Source organism: Methyloligella solikamskensis, assembly GCF_042676065.1.
Classification (GTDB): domain Bacteria; phylum Pseudomonadota; class Alphaproteobacteria; order Rhizobiales; family Methyloligellaceae; genus Methyloligella; species Methyloligella solikamskensis.
Genome location: NZ_JBHTJO010000001.1, coordinates 1,951,043 through 1,965,470, shown reverse-complemented (window position 1 = coordinate 1,965,470; position 14,428 = coordinate 1,951,043). Strand labels below are relative to the sequence as shown.

Below are 14,428 nucleotides of genomic sequence, written 5' to 3'. Positions count from 1 at the left end.
GCATTGTAGAATAAGGACGACGCCCCTTGAGCGAAGCGCTCGGCATCACCTTCGAGGAGAACGAACGCGCCGGGATCATCACCCTCGACCGGCCGGACCGCCTCAACGCCCTCACCAAAGAGATGTTCGAGGCGTTGAGCGCGCAATACTCCGCCTGGTCGCCAGCGGCGCATATCTATGGCGTCGTGATGCAATCCACCCATCCCAAGGTCTTCTGCAGCGGCGGTGACCTTAAGGTGCTTCAAAAATGGGGCGAGCAGGGGGCCTTGGACGAAATTCGCGACTTCTACCGCGCCGCTTATCAACATGTCTGGCGCCTTGAGAAGTTCTTCCGCCCGAACCTGCCCCTGATCGACGGGCTGTGCCTTGGCGGCGGTGTCGGCATCAGCCTGTTCGGCACCCACTGCATCGCCGGCGAAAACTACGGGCTCGCCATGCCCCAGGTGGGCATCGGCTTCCTGCCCGATGCCGGCGGCACATTCTTCCTGTCCCGGCTGCCGCACCACATGGGGCTCTATCTGGCGCTGACCGGCAAGATCATCGGCCGGGCCGACGCCTATCGCCTGAAGCTGGTGAGCCACTGCATCCCGGCGGCCCATTTCCACGTCATCGTGGATGCGGCCCGGGACAATCATCCCATCGACAAGCTTCTGGACGGACTACATCGCGATCCCGGCGAAGGCCAGCTCGCCCGGCTGACGCCCATCATCAACCGGATCTTCGGCGCCGACTCGGTGGAAGAGATTCTGGATCTGCTCGATGCGGAGGATGGCCCGCAGGCCGAATTCGCCCACGCGACCGCAGCCGAGATCCGCAAGAAGTCGCCGACGTCGCTCAAGATCGCCTTCCAGCAGATGCGCCGGGGCAAAGATCTCGACCTGGCGGATGCGCTCCGTCTGGAGTACCGGCTGACCCAGAAAGTCATCGCCAGCCCCGATTATCGCGAAGGTGTCGATGCTCGGATCGTGGGCAAGGGCAGGGATGCGGCCTGGCAGCCCGACAGCCTGTCAAAAGTTGACGACGAAGCTATAAATCGACTCTTCGACGAGCCGGCCGACCACGAGCTCTACCTTGAGGATTTGACGCCGGGCCTTTGATTCCAAGCGATTCCGGCTCCAAAAAACCGAAAGTTAAGGATAGAATTTCATGCAATCTTAAGCGTTCCGCTTAAGGTGATTTTAGCTTGAGCGCACCTATAGTCCCTTGAAGTTGGGGAAAAAAACAACAACGAGGGTAGGTGTCATGAATGTAGCGCTAGACATTGGTGCGCATGAAAGCTCAGGCGAGGTAGAAGATCTCAAAGGTCGCTATCTGATCTCCTTGAAGCTTATTGAGCGTCTTCATCGGTTGCTTCTGGATGTCATCAAAGACGAGTTCGACCGTATGGGGCGGTCGGACGTCAATGGGGTCCAGGCTCTGCTGCTGTACAACATCGGCGATTCGGAAGTAACCGCGGGCGAGCTGAAGAGCCGCGGCTACTATCTCGGCTCCAATGTGTCCTACAATCTGAAGAAGCTCGTCGAAGCGGGATACATCCATCACGAGCGCTCGACCACGGACCGCCGCTCGGTCCGCGTCAGCCTCACCGACAAGGGCCAGGCGGTCTCCGAGATCGTCAACCAGCTCTACGACCGTCAGCTGAAATCCCTCCAGAAGGTGGGCGGCATCGGCGGCGACGAGCTGGAAAGCCTGAACAAGTCGCTGATCCGTCTGGAGCGCTTCTGGACCGATCAGATCCGCTACCAGCTCTAAGCGAGCGGCGAAAAACCAGATCGAACTGAGCCGTCCGGGTGGGAAACCACCCGGGCGGTTTGTGCTTTTTAGTCCACACTCCACGCAAAATAGCCGCAATCTCCCCCTAGCCATTGAAACTCGTAAGGCCAGCGAGCATTTGACCTACGACGACACGGCCCGGGAGAGGGACATCTCAACACCGGGCCGCGACTTTAAGGGGCGATAGCTCAGCTTGATCTTTGTTAACCCTGACCGGCTAGTTTTGCGGACCGGAAGGGGCTAATGTCTTTCGCAGGAGCCGAGCCGCAAGGACGGGGAGCGGCATATGACCACTTGGCATCGTAATTTTCGGACCGCACTGATTGCCTCTGGCGTCGGCGCGATTATCGCTGTGGCTGGCATGACGCCCGCCCGGGCCGACTTCATGAACGGCTTCCAGAACTGGCTGGGCGGTGAACCGACCAACGCCAGCAGCGGAACCCAGGCCTCCACGGAAGGAAGCCGCAGGGGCATCTGGTTCGGCCGCCGCCAGGAGCAGGTGCAGCCGCAGGGCCCCGATCCCTTCAAGGAGCAGTGGGTGCGCAACCCGCAGCTCGGCTTCCCGACCCTTGCCCGCCAGAACATCGAGATGACGGAGCAGGCGATCGGCGTCTACGAGCAGATCGTTGCCCGTGGCGGCTGGCCGCGCGTGCCCGAGCTGGCGCTTCGCCCCGGCTCTCACGGCGATGAGATCGTCACCCTTCATCAGCGTCTCGAGATCAGCGGCGACCTTTACGGGCGCAGCGTTCCGAACGAATACGACGAGACCCTCGTGCAGGCCGTCCGCCGCTTCCAGGAGCGCCACGGCCTTCCGCCCACCGGCGTGATCGATCGCCCGACCGTGGATGCGCTGAACGTGCCGGCCCAGGTTCGCCTTCAGCAGCTCAAGAATAGCCTGACACGCCTGAAGAAGGCCGTGCCTCAGACCAAGAACCGCTACGTGATCGTAAACATTCCGGCCGCCCAGTCGGAAGCTGTCGAGAACGGGCAGGTCGTCGGCCGCTATACGGCCGTCGTCGGCAAGGCCGATTTGGCGACGCCGACCCTTGAGAGCACCATTCAGCGGGTGAGCTTCAATCCGTACTGGAACGTGCCCAAGAGCATCGTGCGTAACGACCTCGTTCCGAAAGCCCGCGAGTTGACCGCCAGCGGCGTCGATTTCTTCGATACCTACCGCATGCAGGCGATCGATGGCTCTGGCCGGATCCTGAGGTCGGACCAAGTGGACTGGTACGGGGACGCGGTCTACGGCTATCGATTCCGTCAGCTGCCATGGGAAGAGAACGCGCTTGGCTACATCAAGCTCGACTTCCCGAATCGCTATGCCGTGTACATGCACGACACGCCTGAGAAGGCTCTGTTCGGCCAGGAGCTGCGCTACGAGAGCCACGGCTGCGTGCGTATCCACAATGTCGATCAGCTTGCCGCATGGCTGCTGCGCGACGTGCCCGGCTGGGATCTGCCGCGCATCCAGGAGCTAAAGCATACCGGCGAGCAGGAAGTGGTCGAGCTTCGCTCCAAGGTGCAGGTCATGTTCGTTTATATCGACGGTTGGACCACGCCCGATGGCGTGACCCATTTCCGCCCCGATATCTACAACAAGGACGGCGGCGCCCAGACGGCGTCGACCTACTAGCCTTTACCTTCGCGCCAAAGCACCTATCTCAAACGGAGAAAACGCATTCTCTTCGTAGGCTTGCTGTGCCAGAAAGGTGAGCCCTGCGACCATAGGTTCGACCATTCTCCTACGGCTTAGGCCTATGATGTGGTAAAGGCCAGTGGTCGCATTTGACCCAGTGCCGGACTCATTTCGGCCAAGCTAGATACGAGCGAATGGATTACGAAGAAGAGCTCGCAGGCGCCCTCCGCGCCCTTCGGCAGGAAGGCCGGTACCGCGAATTTGCCGATATCCGGCGCAAGCGCGGCAACTTCCCCCATGCAAGTTATTTCAGCGCTGACGGCCAGCGCTCGATCAAGGTCTGGTGCAGCAACGACTATATCGGCATGGGCCAGCACCCGAAGGTGCTCAAGGCCATGCACGAGGCCATCGAGACGGCAGGCGCAGGCGCAGGCGGCACCCGCAACATCTCCGGCACGACCCATTATCACGTCGAGCTAGAGCGTGAGCTCGCCGACCTGCACGGCAAGGCGGCCAGCCTTCTGTTCACGTCTGGCTACGTCGCCAACGAAGCGGCGCTCTCCACGCTCGCCCGCATCCTGCCGGGCTGCGTGATCTTCTCCGACGAGCAGAATCACGCCTCCATGATCGAGGGCATCCGCCACGGCGGTGGCCCGAAGCGCATCTGGGCCCATAACGACGTCGAGGATCTCGACCGGCAGCTCTCAGAATATTCCAACGACACGCCGAAGGTCGTCGCCTTCGAGTCGGTCTATTCCATGGATGGCGATATCGCCCCAATCGCGGAGATCTGCGCCGTAGCCAAGAAGCACAATGCGCTGACCTATCTCGACGAGGTCCATGCGGTTGGCATCTACGGTCCTCGCGGCGGCGGCATCGCCGACCGGGACGGGCTCATGGGCGAGGTCGATATCATCGAAGGGACGCTTGCCAAGGGCTTCGGCCTCATGGGCGGCTATATCGCGGCCTCGACCAACATGATCGACGCGATCCGGTCCTATGCGCCGGGCTTCATCTTCACCACCTCGCTCGCGCCCGCCATCGTGGCCGGCGCCGTGGCCTCAATCCGCCATCTGAAAGAGAGCCAGGTGGAGCGCACCCAGCTTCAGGAGCGGGCGCGGGAGCTGAAGGACCGCATGGCGGCCGCCAATCTCCCAGTGCTGGAAAACCCCAGCCACATCGTGCCGGTCATGGTCGGCGATCCGGTTCGCTGCAAGAAGCTCACCGATGCGCTCCTGGAGCGTTTCGGCGTCTACGTTCAGCCCATCAACTATCCCACGGTACGCCGCGGCACGGAGCGCATCCGCCTGACCCCGGCGCCTTATCACACCGATGAGGATATGGATTACCTGATGGATGCGCTGAACACCCTCTGGCAAGAGATGGATCTGGCCCGCGCCGCGTAAGGCCTAACGAGGCAGTCGCGGCCTTCAGGCAAGAACCGGCCACCTCTCCGGCCTGATCCAAGCGCACCGCTTCATCGTAGTCCCAATAGCCGTATCTCGAAGATATGGCTGGAAGAGGCGCTAAATATTGCGCCAATCTGCCACTCAGCGCTGTTGCTAGTAAGCCTGCGCGACATATGCTAAGTGGCAATCAAATCATCTTATGGCATCGCTCCGGGCCACCCATGGCCGGGGCGTTTTTGCCTTTTTGGACAAGAGCACGGCAAAGGTCCACAATCGGACTGGGGAGCCCGTTTTTTCGAGGAGCGCAAGAGATGACGGCAAGCGAGAGCAACACGGATATTCGTGGAGAAGGCTTCTTCTCCAAGCATCTTGAGGATACCGATTCTGAGCTTTGGGATGCCATCGAGGACGAAGCCGAGCGTCAGCAGACCGAGATCGAGCTGATCGCCTCGGAGAACATCGTCTCCCGCGCCGTGCTCGACGCTGTCGGCACGCTGCTCACCAACAAATACGCCGAAGGCTATCCGGGCCGCCGCTACTATGGCGGCTGCCAGTATGTCGATGTCGTCGAGAACCTCGCCATCGACCGCGCCAAGCGGCTGTTCGACTGCAGCTTCGTCAACGTCCAGCCCCATTCCGGCTCCCAGGCGAACCAGGCAGTTTTCCTGGCGCTGCTGAAGCCCGGCGACACCATTCTCGGCATGTCGCTCGCGGCCGGCGGCCATCTCACCCATGGCGCCCCGCCGAACCTGTCGGGCAAGTGGTTCAACGCGGTCCAGTACGGCGTCCGTGAGGACACCCACGAGATCGATTACGACCAGGTCGAGCAGCTCGCCAAGGAGCACAAGCCGGCCCTGATCATCGCCGGCGGTTCGGCCTATCCGCGCATCATCGACTTTGCGCGCTTCCGTAAGATCGCCGATGAGGTCGGTGCGTATCTGCTCGTCGACATGGCCCATTTCGCAGGCCTCGTCGCCGGCGGCGTTCATCCGAGCCCGCTGCCCCACGCAGACGTCGTCACCACCACGACCCACAAGACCCTGCGCGGCCCGCGCTCGGGCATGGTCCTGTCCAACAACGAGGACATCGGCAAGAAGATCAACTCCGCCGTGTTCCCGGGCCTGCAGGGCGGTCCGCTGATGCATGTCATCGCCGGCAAGGCAGCTGCCTTCCAGGAGGCTCTGTCGCCCGACTTCAAGATCTACGCCAAGCAGGTTGTCGACAACGCCAAGGCTCTCGGTGAGGTGCTGGTCGGCGGTGGTGCCGATCTCGTCTCCGGCGGCACGGACACCCACGTCATGCTGGTCGATCTGCGGCCCAAGAAGCTCACCGGTAAGGCTGCCGAGCTGGCGCTTGGCCGGGCCCATATCACCTGCAACAAGAACGGCGTTCCCTTCGATCCGGAGAAGCCCGCCATCACCTCGGGCATTCGTCTCGGCACGCCGGCCGGTACGACCCGCGGCTTCGGCGTCTCGGAGTTCCAGACCATCGGCAACCTCATCGTCGAGGTGCTGGACGGCTTGGCCGAGAACGGCGAGGAGGGCAACCAGAAGGTCGAGGAGTCGGTCAAGGAGCGCGCCATCGCGCTTTGCGAGAGCTTTCCGATCTATCGCTAAGCTGATCTTCGGCGGGGCAATAAGAGGGGGAGCTGGCCACTATGCGATGCCCGTATTGCGGCAGCACCGCCACGCAGGTCAAAGACTCGCGGCCCAGTGAGGATCATTCCACAATAAGGCGCCGCCGCATCTGTTCAGATTGCGGCGGCCGCTTCACCACTTTCGAGCGCGTTCAGCTCCGTGAGCTGACGGTGATCAAGCGCCACGGTCGTCGAGTGCCCTTCGACCGGGACAAGCTGATGCGCTCCATTCAGATGGCCACCCGCAAGCGAGACGTCGATCCGGAGCGCCTTGAGCGCCTGGTTAGCGGGCTCGTGCGCCGGTTGGAAAATATGGGCGAGAACGACGTGCCGTCCGAGACCATCGGCACCCTCGTAATGGAGGCCTTGAAGACGCTGGATGACGTCGCATATGTACGGTTCGCCTCGGTCTACAAGAATTTCCGCGAGGCCAAGGACTTTGAGGCCGTGCTGGGAGAACTCGCCGGCCCGACGCCCGATGCAGAAGATCAGTTATCGCCGGATGACGATTAGCGACCGGAGCCGAAACGGCACGGCGCATTAGAAGCTCATGACCATGCGTGATGAAGATTACATGGCCCAGGCGCTTGCTATGGCGCGCAGGGGCCTCGGTACGACTTGGCCTAACCCGTCTGTCGGATGTGTGATTGTCGGCCCCGACGGAGAGATCGTCGGGCGCGGCGTGACCGCACCAGGCGGCAGGCCTCATGCGGAGGCCATCGCGCTCGCCCAGGCCGGAGATCGCGCCAAGGGCGCCACCGTCTATGTGACGCTCGAACCGTGCGCCCATGAGGGCAGGGGCGAGGCCTGTACTGAGGCGCTCATCGCTGCCGAGCCCAGCCGCGTCGTCGCCGCCATGCGCGATCCCGATCCGCGAACCGCGGGCCTTGGGATCGAGAAGATGAAGGCGGCCGGAATCGAGGTGACCGAAGGCGTCCTCGCCGATGCTGCCGCCGACATGATCCGGGGCCATATCCTGCGTGTCGCCGAGCACCGCCCCGAGGTCATCCTTAAGCTCGCCGTCGGCTCAGACGGCCGCATCCCAGAGGGCAATGGCAGCCCCGTATGGGTGACCGGCGAGGCGGCCCGGGCCCATGCCCATCTGCAGCGCGCCCGCTGCGACGCCATTCTCGTGGGCCGCGGCACCGTCACCACCGATGATCCGAGCCTGACTTGCCGGCTTCCCGGCATGGAATGCCGCTCTCCGGTCCGCGTGGTGCTCGACCGCCGTCTGCGCACCCCGAAACAGGCCCAGCTTTTCGACGACGAGATGGTGCCGGTCTGGTTCGTCTGTTCCGACGAGCCCCAGACCAACGAGGCCTCGCTTCAGGAGCGCGGTGCTGAGATCCTTCGGGTCAATTGCGACGAGGAAGGCTTTCCGTGCGTCCGCGAAGCCCTGGAGGGCCTCGCCATGGCGGGCATCACCCGCGTGCTCGTGGAAGGCGGTCCCGCCGTCGCCAAAAGCTTCCTGGACGCCGGCCTCGTCGACGAAGCTCTCATCTATCAAGGCGTGGAGGAAGTCGGGCCCCAAGGCCTGCTGCCCTTCGTCGATGACGGCATCGACAAGCTCACCGGCAGCGGCGACTACGTCATGACCGGCGAGCGCTCTTTCGGCCGGGACCGCATGACGGAATGGCATCGGAAGCCGAAATGTTCACCGGCATAGTCACCGATATCGGCGAGGTCGGAAAAGCCGAGATCGGCGAAGAAGGCGCCCGGTTCGAGATCCTTTCCCATTACGACCCGGCAAGCATCGAGCTCGGCGCGTCGATCGCCTGCAACGGTTGCTGCCTGACGGTCACCGCCGTCGAGAAAACGGCGGACGGCAGCCGTTTCTCCGTCGACGCTTCCAACGAAACCCTCGCGCTCACCACCCTGGTGGATTGGAAGACCGGAACCCGCGTCAACCTGGAGCGCGCCCTCAAGATGGGCGACGAGCTCGGCGGCCACATGGTGAGTGGCCATGTCGACGGCTGCGCGCTTCTTCTCGGGGTGAAGCCAGATGGCGAAAGCCGACGTCTGGTTTTCGAAAGTCCGCCCCAGCTCGCCCGCTATATTGCTAGAAAGGGCTCCGTGGCGCTGAACGGCGTTTCGTTGACCGTCAACGATGTCAAAGGGCCGCGCTTCTCGGTGAACGTCATACCATTTACCCTGGAGCACACGACGCTCGGCGCATTGGAGCCCAACGCGCCGGTGAACCTGGAAGTGGATATGATGGCCCGCTACGTAGAGCGGCTCGCTGAAGGGAATGCGTCCGGATAATTCCGACGCGAGCCCCATTGCAGGACTAAGAAGACCCCGTGAGCACCGCCCAAGACACAGCGCAAGAGATTGATCTGCACGCCGCCCTCTCACCCATCGAAGAGGTGATCGAGGATGCGCGCAACGGCCGGATGTTCATTCTCGTGGATGCCGAGGAGCGTGAGAACGAAGGCGATCTCGTCATTCCGGCCCAGATGGTCACGCCCGAAGTCATCAACTTCATGGCGACCCATGGGCGCGGTCTGATCTGTCTCTCGCTGACAGAGGAGCGCGTGGAGCAGCTTCGCCTGGAACTCATGTCCCGGTCGAACAAGACCCGGCACTCTACGGCCTTTACCGTCTCCATCGAGGCCAGGGAAGGGGTCACCACAGGCATCTCTGCCCACGACCGAGCCCACACCATCTCCGTCGCCATCGACGCCAACAACGACTACCGGGACATCGTCTCGCCGGGCCATGTCTTTCCGCTCGTGGCGAAGGAGGGTGGCGTGCTGGTCCGTGCCGGCCATACCGAGGCGGCCGTCGACGTGGCGCGGCTTGCCGGCATGATCCCGGCCGGCGTGATCTGCGAGGTCATGAAGGACGACGGCACCATGGCCCGCCTGCCGGATCTCATCGAATTCGCGCAGCGGCACGATCTGAAGATTGGGACCATTGCAGATCTGATCGCCTATCGCCTGCACTACGATCAGTTGGTGCGCGTGGTGAGCGAGTCGAAGATTACCAGCGGATTCGGCGGAGAGTTCGATCTCAAGGTCTATGCCACGACCGTCGACAACATCGAACATATTGCCCTGGTCAAAGGCGATGTCTCAAAAGGCGGCCCCGTCCTGGTCCGCGTGCACGCGCTCAACATTCTGAACGATACTCTGGCTGCGACCGGCGATCGCGAAAGTCTGATCGAGAAGGCCATGGAGGCTATCGACAAGGAGGGCCGTGGCGTTCTTGTCCTGATCCGCGAGAGCAATGCCGGAGATGTCTCGGCCCGCATCGACAAGAAAAACGGAAACGGTAGTCCGGGCCAGCAGCGCTTGATCGATTATGGTATTGGTGCGCAGATTCTACTCGATCTGGGCGTCCGTCAGATGACGCTGCTGTCCAACACACCTCGCAAGATCGTCGGTCTGGAAGGCTATGGCCTGACTGTAACCGGCCATCGTCCTCTGGAGTAATCATGGCGCGCAAAACCTCTCCTTCGGTTCTCATCATCGAGGCGCGCTTCTACGAAGATATTGCCGAGGAGCTCGTGAAGGGCGCCATTGAGGAACTCGAGACGTACGGCGTCCAATATGAGCGCATCTTCGTCCCCGGCGCCCTGGAGATCCCGCTGGCCCTGAGCCTGGCACTTGCCAACGGCTTTGTCGGACGGGCCGGGCGGCATCGTGCCTGTATTGCCTTGGGCTGCGTGATCCGCGGCGAAACCAGCCACTATGACGTGGTGGCCAAGGAGTCGTCTGCCGGACTGCATCAGCTTGCTGTCGATCACGCAGTTCCGATCGGCAACGGCATCATGACCTGCGAGACCCGCGAGCAGGCCTGGGAGCGCGCCGCCGTCGACCGCCGTAACAAGGGCGGGAGCGCTGCGGCCGCCTGTCTTTCGCTCATGGAGCTGGAGCACCACTTCTCCTCCGCAAGCCGCCGCTGACGATGACGAAGCCCGAAAAGACAAACAAGCGCGCCGCTTCCCGCAGCGCCGCGCGGCTCGCCGCCGTCCAGGCCCTCTATCAGATGGACATGACGGGCATCGACCTGACGGCGGTCGCGGCGGAGTTCCAGGAGCATCGCATCGGCGAGGCCATCGACGGCGAAGAGATCCACGCGGCCGAGACAGCCTTCTTCACAGATCTCATTCAAGGCGTGGTTGCCGAGCAGCGCCGCATCGATCCCCTGATCAACGAGCGCCTGGCCGAAGGCTGGCATCTCACCCGCATCGACAGCATCCTGCGGGCGATCCTGCGCGCCGGGACCTTCGAGATCCTGCGCCGCGCCGACGTGCCGGCCCGCGTCTCCATCAACGAGTATGTCGACCTGGCCCATGCCTTCTTCGAAGGGGACGAGCCCAAGGTCGTGAACGGCCTGCTGGACCGGATCGCCAAGGAAGTGCGGCCAGAGGAGCTGGCGCCGCCCGCGCCTGATGCGCCAGGCGTCACCGCAGAGCAGGGGCAAGGCTGATGGCACCCCCGCCGGATCGGGAACGGCTCGGCGAGTTCGACATCATTGCGCACTTCTTTGCGCCCCTGGCCACCGACCCCGCCAGCCTCGGCCTCACCGACGACGCAGCTCTTCTTCGCGGCGGATCTCGCGACGACCTCGTCGTCACCACCGACACCCTGATTGATACGGTCCATTTCTTGCCCGGCGATCCGCCCGAGGCCATTGGCCACAAAGCCCTCGCCGTCAGCCTGTCCGACCTCGCCGCCAAGGGTGCCGAGCCGATAGCCTATCTCCTGGCCCTGAGTCTGCCGGAGGACGATTCGCTGATGCAGTCGCCGGAATGGCTGGAAGGCCTGGCGAAGGGGCTGGAGCAGCTTCAGGAGGAGGCGGGCGCGGCCTTGATCGGCGGCGATACCACCGGAACCCCAGGACCGCTGACGCTCACCATCACGGCCATTGGCCGCGTGCCGGAAGGTCAGGCCGTGCTGCGCTCCCGCGCCAAACCCAGCGATGGCCTCTATGTCTCGGGCACCATCGGCGATGCAGCTCTCGGGCTTCGGCTTCTGAGGTATCCGAGCCTGGCCGAGCGCTGGGGCCTTTCGGAGGACGAGGCAGCCTATCTTGTGAACCGCTACCGGGAGCCCCACCCGCGGACCACGCTGGCTCCGGCGCTCCGCCATCACGCCAATGGGGCCATCGACCTCTCCGACGGGCTGGGTGGCGATCTGGACAAGCTCTGCATCGCAAGCGGTCTTCAGGCCCGCGTCGAGGCCTCCCGGGTACCGCTGTCAGAGCCCGCCACGAAGGCCTGCCAGAGCGACCCGGCTCTGCTGCCCGCGCTTCTCGGCGGCGGAGACGATTACGAGATCCTCGCCGCTATCCCCGCGAACAGGTCCCGGGCCTTCGAGATCGACGCGGAAAGAGCAGGGGTGCGCGTCACCCGGATCGGAAGCGTCGACGCCGGCCCGCCCACGACAGCGGTCTTTATCGGTGCGGACGGCGCGCCCATGAACCTGGAAAGGCGCAGCTTCAGCCATTTCTGAGGCCGGGGCTGCCTTGAGCCGTTCCCAGGGCATATAGCCCCCAACCCGTCCACCGCGATCTTGCTGACGGACAAGCGTTTTGTTGCTTCCGCGCGCCATCTTTGGCATTTTCCGCGCGGCGAAGAGTCGCGCGACTTGCCGCCCAAATGCAAGGAACGACCGCGCCTGAAGGCGCCAAGAAGACCGCGCCGAAAAGGCGCAAGGGAAACACGCCTGAAGGGAGGATGGGCGGGTCTCTCCAAGCACGCAGTTCCGCGTGCGCACTCCCTCCAAAATTGAAGCAATGCTCATACAAGGGAGCAGCCGGTTATGACTTGGGTTCTTTATGCAATTATTGCCTTCGGGGCGCTGTCCATCGTCTATGGACTCGTCACGACGCGCGCGGTTCTCGCAGCCGACGCCGGCACCGCGAAGATGCAGGAAATCGCGAAAGCCATTCAGGAAGGCGCGCGCGCATACCTGTCTCGCCAATATATGACCATCGCCGCCGTCGGCGTGGTCATCTTCATCGCCGGCCTCTTCCTGCTCGGTCTGCCCCAGGCCATCGGCTTCGCTATCGGTGCGATCCTGTCGGGCGCGGCGGGCTTCATCGGTATGATCGTATCGGTCCGCGCGAATGTCCGCACCGCCCAGGCTTCGAAGACCGGCCTGGCCGAGGGCTTGAGCATCGCCTTCCGCGCCGGCGCCATCACCGGCATGCTGGTTGCGGGCCTCGCGCTGCTCGGCGTCTCCGTCTATTTCCTCGTGCTGACCGAATTCCTCGGCTATGCGCCCAATTCACGCGTCGTGATCGATGCGCTTGTAGCCCTCGGCTTCGGCGCCTCGCTGATCTCCATCTTCGCCCGTCTGGGCGGCGGCATCTTCACCAAGGGCGCCGACGTGGGCGGCGACCTGGTGGGCAAGGTCGAGGCCGGCATTCCGGAAGACGATCCGCGCAACCCGGCCACCATTGCCGATAATGTAGGTGACAATGTCGGCGACTGCGCCGGCATGGCCGCCGACCTGTTCGAGACCTATGCCGTGACCGTTGTGGCCACCATGGTGCTCGCCTCGATCTATTTCAGCGGCAACTCGGACCTCTATTCCATCATGCTCTATCCGCTGGCCATCGGCGGCATGTGCGTTCTGACCTCCATCATCGGCACGTTCTTCGTCCGCCTGGGAGCCAGCCAGTCCATCATGGGCGCGCTCTATAAAGGCGTTATCGCCACCGCCGTGCTCTCTCTGATCGGGCTCTGGCCGCTCACCGCCTTCCTCATCGGCATGGACACGGAACTCGCCGTCGGCGGCACCACCTTCACCGGCTGGTCGCTGTTCTTCTGCGGCATGGTCGGCCTCGTCATCACCGCCCTCATCGTGGTGATCACCGAGTATTACACCGGCACCAACTTCCGGCCGGTGCAGTCCATCGCGCAAGCCTCGGTCACCGGCCACGGCACCAACGTCATCCAGGGGCTCGCCATCTCCCTGGAATCGACGGCGCTGCCGGCCCTGGTCATCATCGCCGGCATCCTAGTCACCTATGGTCTCGCCGGACTCTTCGGCATCGCCATCGCCGTGACCACCATGCTGGCCCTCGCCGGCATGATCGTGGCGCTCGATGCATTCGGTCCTGTGACGGACAATGCCGGCGGCATCGCCGAGATGTCCGAGATGCCGGCCGATGTGCGCAACACGACGGATGCGCTGGACGCCGTTGGAAACACCACCAAGGCGGTCACCAAGGGCTACGCCATCGGCTCTGCCGGTCTCGGCGCCCTGGTGCTGTTCGCGGCCTATACGGAAGACCTGAAATACTTCGCCGCGAACCCGGCGGAATTCCCGTATTTCGAGGGTGTCGATCCGACCTTCAGCCTTTCCAACCCCTATGTGGTGGTCGGGCTCTTCCTCGGCGGCCTTCTGCCATATCTCTTCGGCGGCATCGCCATGACGGCCGTGGGCCGCGCCGGTGCTGCGATCGTCGAAGAGGTCCGCCGCCAGTTCAAGGAGAAGCCGGGCATCATGAAGGGCACCGAGCGTCCCGATTACGGACGCGCGGTCGACCTGCTCACCAAGGCGGCGATCAAGGAGATGATCGTTCCCTCGCTTCTGCCCGTGTTGAGCCCGATCGTGTTCTACTTCGTGATCTATCTGATCGCGGGTAAGAGCGCGGCCTTCTCGGCCGTGGGCGCCATGCTTCTCGGCGTGATCGTCACCGGCCTCTTCGTGGCGCTTTCCATGACCGCCGGCGGCGGCGCATGGGACAATGCCAAGAAGTACATCGAGGACGGTCATTTCGGCGGCAAAGGCTCCGAGGCCCACAAGGCCGCGGTGACCGGCGACACGGTCGGCGATCCCTACAAGGACACCGCAGGCCCTGCCGTGAACCCGATGATCAAGATCACCAATATCGTGGCGCTTCTGCTGCTCGCCGTCCTGGCGCACTAGACGTATCAGAACCAGATAGCAGAACGGCCGGGCTCGGTTTCGAGCTCGGCCGTTCTTGTATTCGGAAGGCTTTTGAAGAAGCCGT

The 14,428-nt window shown here is 63.2% G+C and carries 13 protein-coding genes; all 13 read left to right on the top strand.

All coding sequences use genetic code 11. From position 1 onward, the window contains the following. Positions 1-26: 26 nt before the first annotated feature. The 13 genes from ACFQ2F_RS09570 to ACFQ2F_RS09510 all read left to right on the top strand — a co-directional run bounded on the left by ACFQ2F_RS09570 (position 27) and on the right by ACFQ2F_RS09510 (position 14,343). Complete coding sequence (locus ACFQ2F_RS09570) at positions 27-1,097, top strand: enoyl-CoA hydratase/isomerase family protein (protein ID WP_379089133.1); 1,071 nt, start codon at positions 27-29, stop codon at positions 1,095-1,097. A gap of 145 nt (positions 1,098-1,242) precedes the next feature. After that, complete coding sequence (ldtR, locus tag ACFQ2F_RS09565; RefSeq protein WP_379089130.1) at positions 1,243-1,752, top strand: transcriptional regulator LdtR; 510 nt, start codon at positions 1,243-1,245, stop codon at positions 1,750-1,752. A gap of 307 nt (positions 1,753-2,059) precedes the next feature. Next, on the top strand, positions 2,060-3,409 hold the full coding sequence (locus ACFQ2F_RS09560; RefSeq protein WP_379089127.1) for a L,D-transpeptidase family protein: 1,350 nt from the start codon (positions 2,060-2,062) through the stop codon (positions 3,407-3,409). A 197-nt stretch (positions 3,410-3,606) separates the two neighbouring features. Further along, positions 3,607-4,818: a 5-aminolevulinate synthase gene (gene hemA / locus ACFQ2F_RS09555; protein WP_379089124.1), complete on the top strand. Its 1,212-nt coding sequence runs from the start codon at positions 3,607-3,609 to the stop codon at positions 4,816-4,818. 314 nt (positions 4,819-5,132) lie between these two features. After that, positions 5,133-6,437 carry a serine hydroxymethyltransferase gene (gene glyA, locus ACFQ2F_RS09550; protein ID WP_379089121.1) on the top strand — a complete coding sequence of 435 codons (1,305 nt, stop codon included), beginning with the start codon at positions 5,133-5,135 and terminating at the stop codon, positions 6,435-6,437. A 41-nt stretch (positions 6,438-6,478) separates the two neighbouring features. Beyond that, on the top strand, positions 6,479-6,970 hold the full coding sequence (nrdR, locus tag ACFQ2F_RS09545) for a transcriptional regulator NrdR (protein WP_379089118.1): 492 nt from the start codon (positions 6,479-6,481) through the stop codon (positions 6,968-6,970). Positions 6,971-7,013: 43 nt separating this feature from the next. After that, positions 7,014-8,123, top strand: coding sequence for a bifunctional diaminohydroxyphosphoribosylaminopyrimidine deaminase/5-amino-6-(5-phosphoribosylamino)uracil reductase RibD (gene ribD / locus ACFQ2F_RS09540; RefSeq protein ID WP_379089115.1), 1,110 nt, complete (start codon positions 7,014-7,016; stop codon positions 8,121-8,123). Beyond that, the gene (locus ACFQ2F_RS09535; RefSeq protein ID WP_379089112.1) at positions 8,108-8,719 is read left to right on the top strand and encodes a riboflavin synthase; all 612 of its coding nucleotides are present in this window, start codon (positions 8,108-8,110) and stop codon (positions 8,717-8,719) included. Before ribD ends, ACFQ2F_RS09535 begins: the two co-directional genes overlap by 16 nt. Before the next feature lie 38 nt (positions 8,720-8,757). After that, a complete protein-coding gene (gene ribB / locus ACFQ2F_RS09530; protein ID WP_379089109.1) occupies positions 8,758-9,891 on the top strand; it encodes a 3,4-dihydroxy-2-butanone-4-phosphate synthase in 1,134 nt (377 codons plus the stop codon). Positions 9,892-9,893: 2 nt separating this feature from the next. Then, the gene (ribH, locus tag ACFQ2F_RS09525; protein WP_379089106.1) at positions 9,894-10,364 is read left to right on the top strand and encodes a 6,7-dimethyl-8-ribityllumazine synthase; all 471 of its coding nucleotides are present in this window, start codon (positions 9,894-9,896) and stop codon (positions 10,362-10,364) included. 2 nt (positions 10,365-10,366) lie between these two features. Then, complete coding sequence (gene nusB / locus ACFQ2F_RS09520) at positions 10,367-10,891, top strand: transcription antitermination factor NusB (protein WP_379089103.1); 525 nt, start codon at positions 10,367-10,369, stop codon at positions 10,889-10,891. Continuing rightward, positions 10,891-11,916, top strand: a complete 1,026-nt coding sequence (gene thiL / locus ACFQ2F_RS09515; protein WP_379089100.1) for a thiamine-phosphate kinase — start codon at positions 10,891-10,893, stop codon at positions 11,914-11,916. The genes nusB and thiL overlap by 1 nt, the downstream gene beginning before the upstream one ends. A 309-nt stretch (positions 11,917-12,225) precedes the next feature. Beyond that, the gene (locus ACFQ2F_RS09510) at positions 12,226-14,343 is read left to right on the top strand and encodes a sodium-translocating pyrophosphatase (RefSeq protein WP_379089097.1); all 2,118 of its coding nucleotides are present in this window, start codon (positions 12,226-12,228) and stop codon (positions 14,341-14,343) included. Positions 14,344-14,428: the final 85 nt, after the last annotated feature.

What these genes read in the sequence shown, in the direction of transcription:
- nrdR (WP_379089118.1), top strand. Translation starts at nt 6,479, where the DNA reads ATGCGATGCCCGTATTGCGGCAGCACCGCCACGCAGGTCAAAGACTCG.
- ACFQ2F_RS09560 (WP_379089127.1), top strand. Translation starts at nt 2,060, where the DNA reads ATGACCACTTGGCATCGTAATTTTCGGACCGCACTGATTGCCTCTGGC.
- hemA (WP_379089124.1), top strand. Translation starts at nt 3,607, where the DNA reads ATGGATTACGAAGAAGAGCTCGCAGGCGCCCTCCGCGCCCTTCGGCAG.
- ribH (WP_379089106.1), top strand. Translation starts at nt 9,894, where the DNA reads ATGGCGCGCAAAACCTCTCCTTCGGTTCTCATCATCGAGGCGCGCTTC.
- nusB (WP_379089103.1), top strand. Translation starts at nt 10,367, where the DNA reads ATGACGAAGCCCGAAAAGACAAACAAGCGCGCCGCTTCCCGCAGCGCC.
- ACFQ2F_RS09535 (WP_379089112.1), top strand. Translation starts at nt 8,108, where the DNA reads ATGTTCACCGGCATAGTCACCGATATCGGCGAGGTCGGAAAAGCCGAG.
- ribD (WP_379089115.1), top strand. Translation starts at nt 7,014, where the DNA reads ATGCGTGATGAAGATTACATGGCCCAGGCGCTTGCTATGGCGCGCAGG.
- ldtR (WP_379089130.1), top strand. Translation starts at nt 1,243, where the DNA reads ATGAATGTAGCGCTAGACATTGGTGCGCATGAAAGCTCAGGCGAGGTA.
- glyA (WP_379089121.1), top strand. Translation starts at nt 5,133, where the DNA reads ATGACGGCAAGCGAGAGCAACACGGATATTCGTGGAGAAGGCTTCTTC.
- thiL (WP_379089100.1), top strand. Translation starts at nt 10,891, where the DNA reads ATGGCACCCCCGCCGGATCGGGAACGGCTCGGCGAGTTCGACATCATT.
- ACFQ2F_RS09510 (WP_379089097.1), top strand. Translation starts at nt 12,226, where the DNA reads ATGACTTGGGTTCTTTATGCAATTATTGCCTTCGGGGCGCTGTCCATC.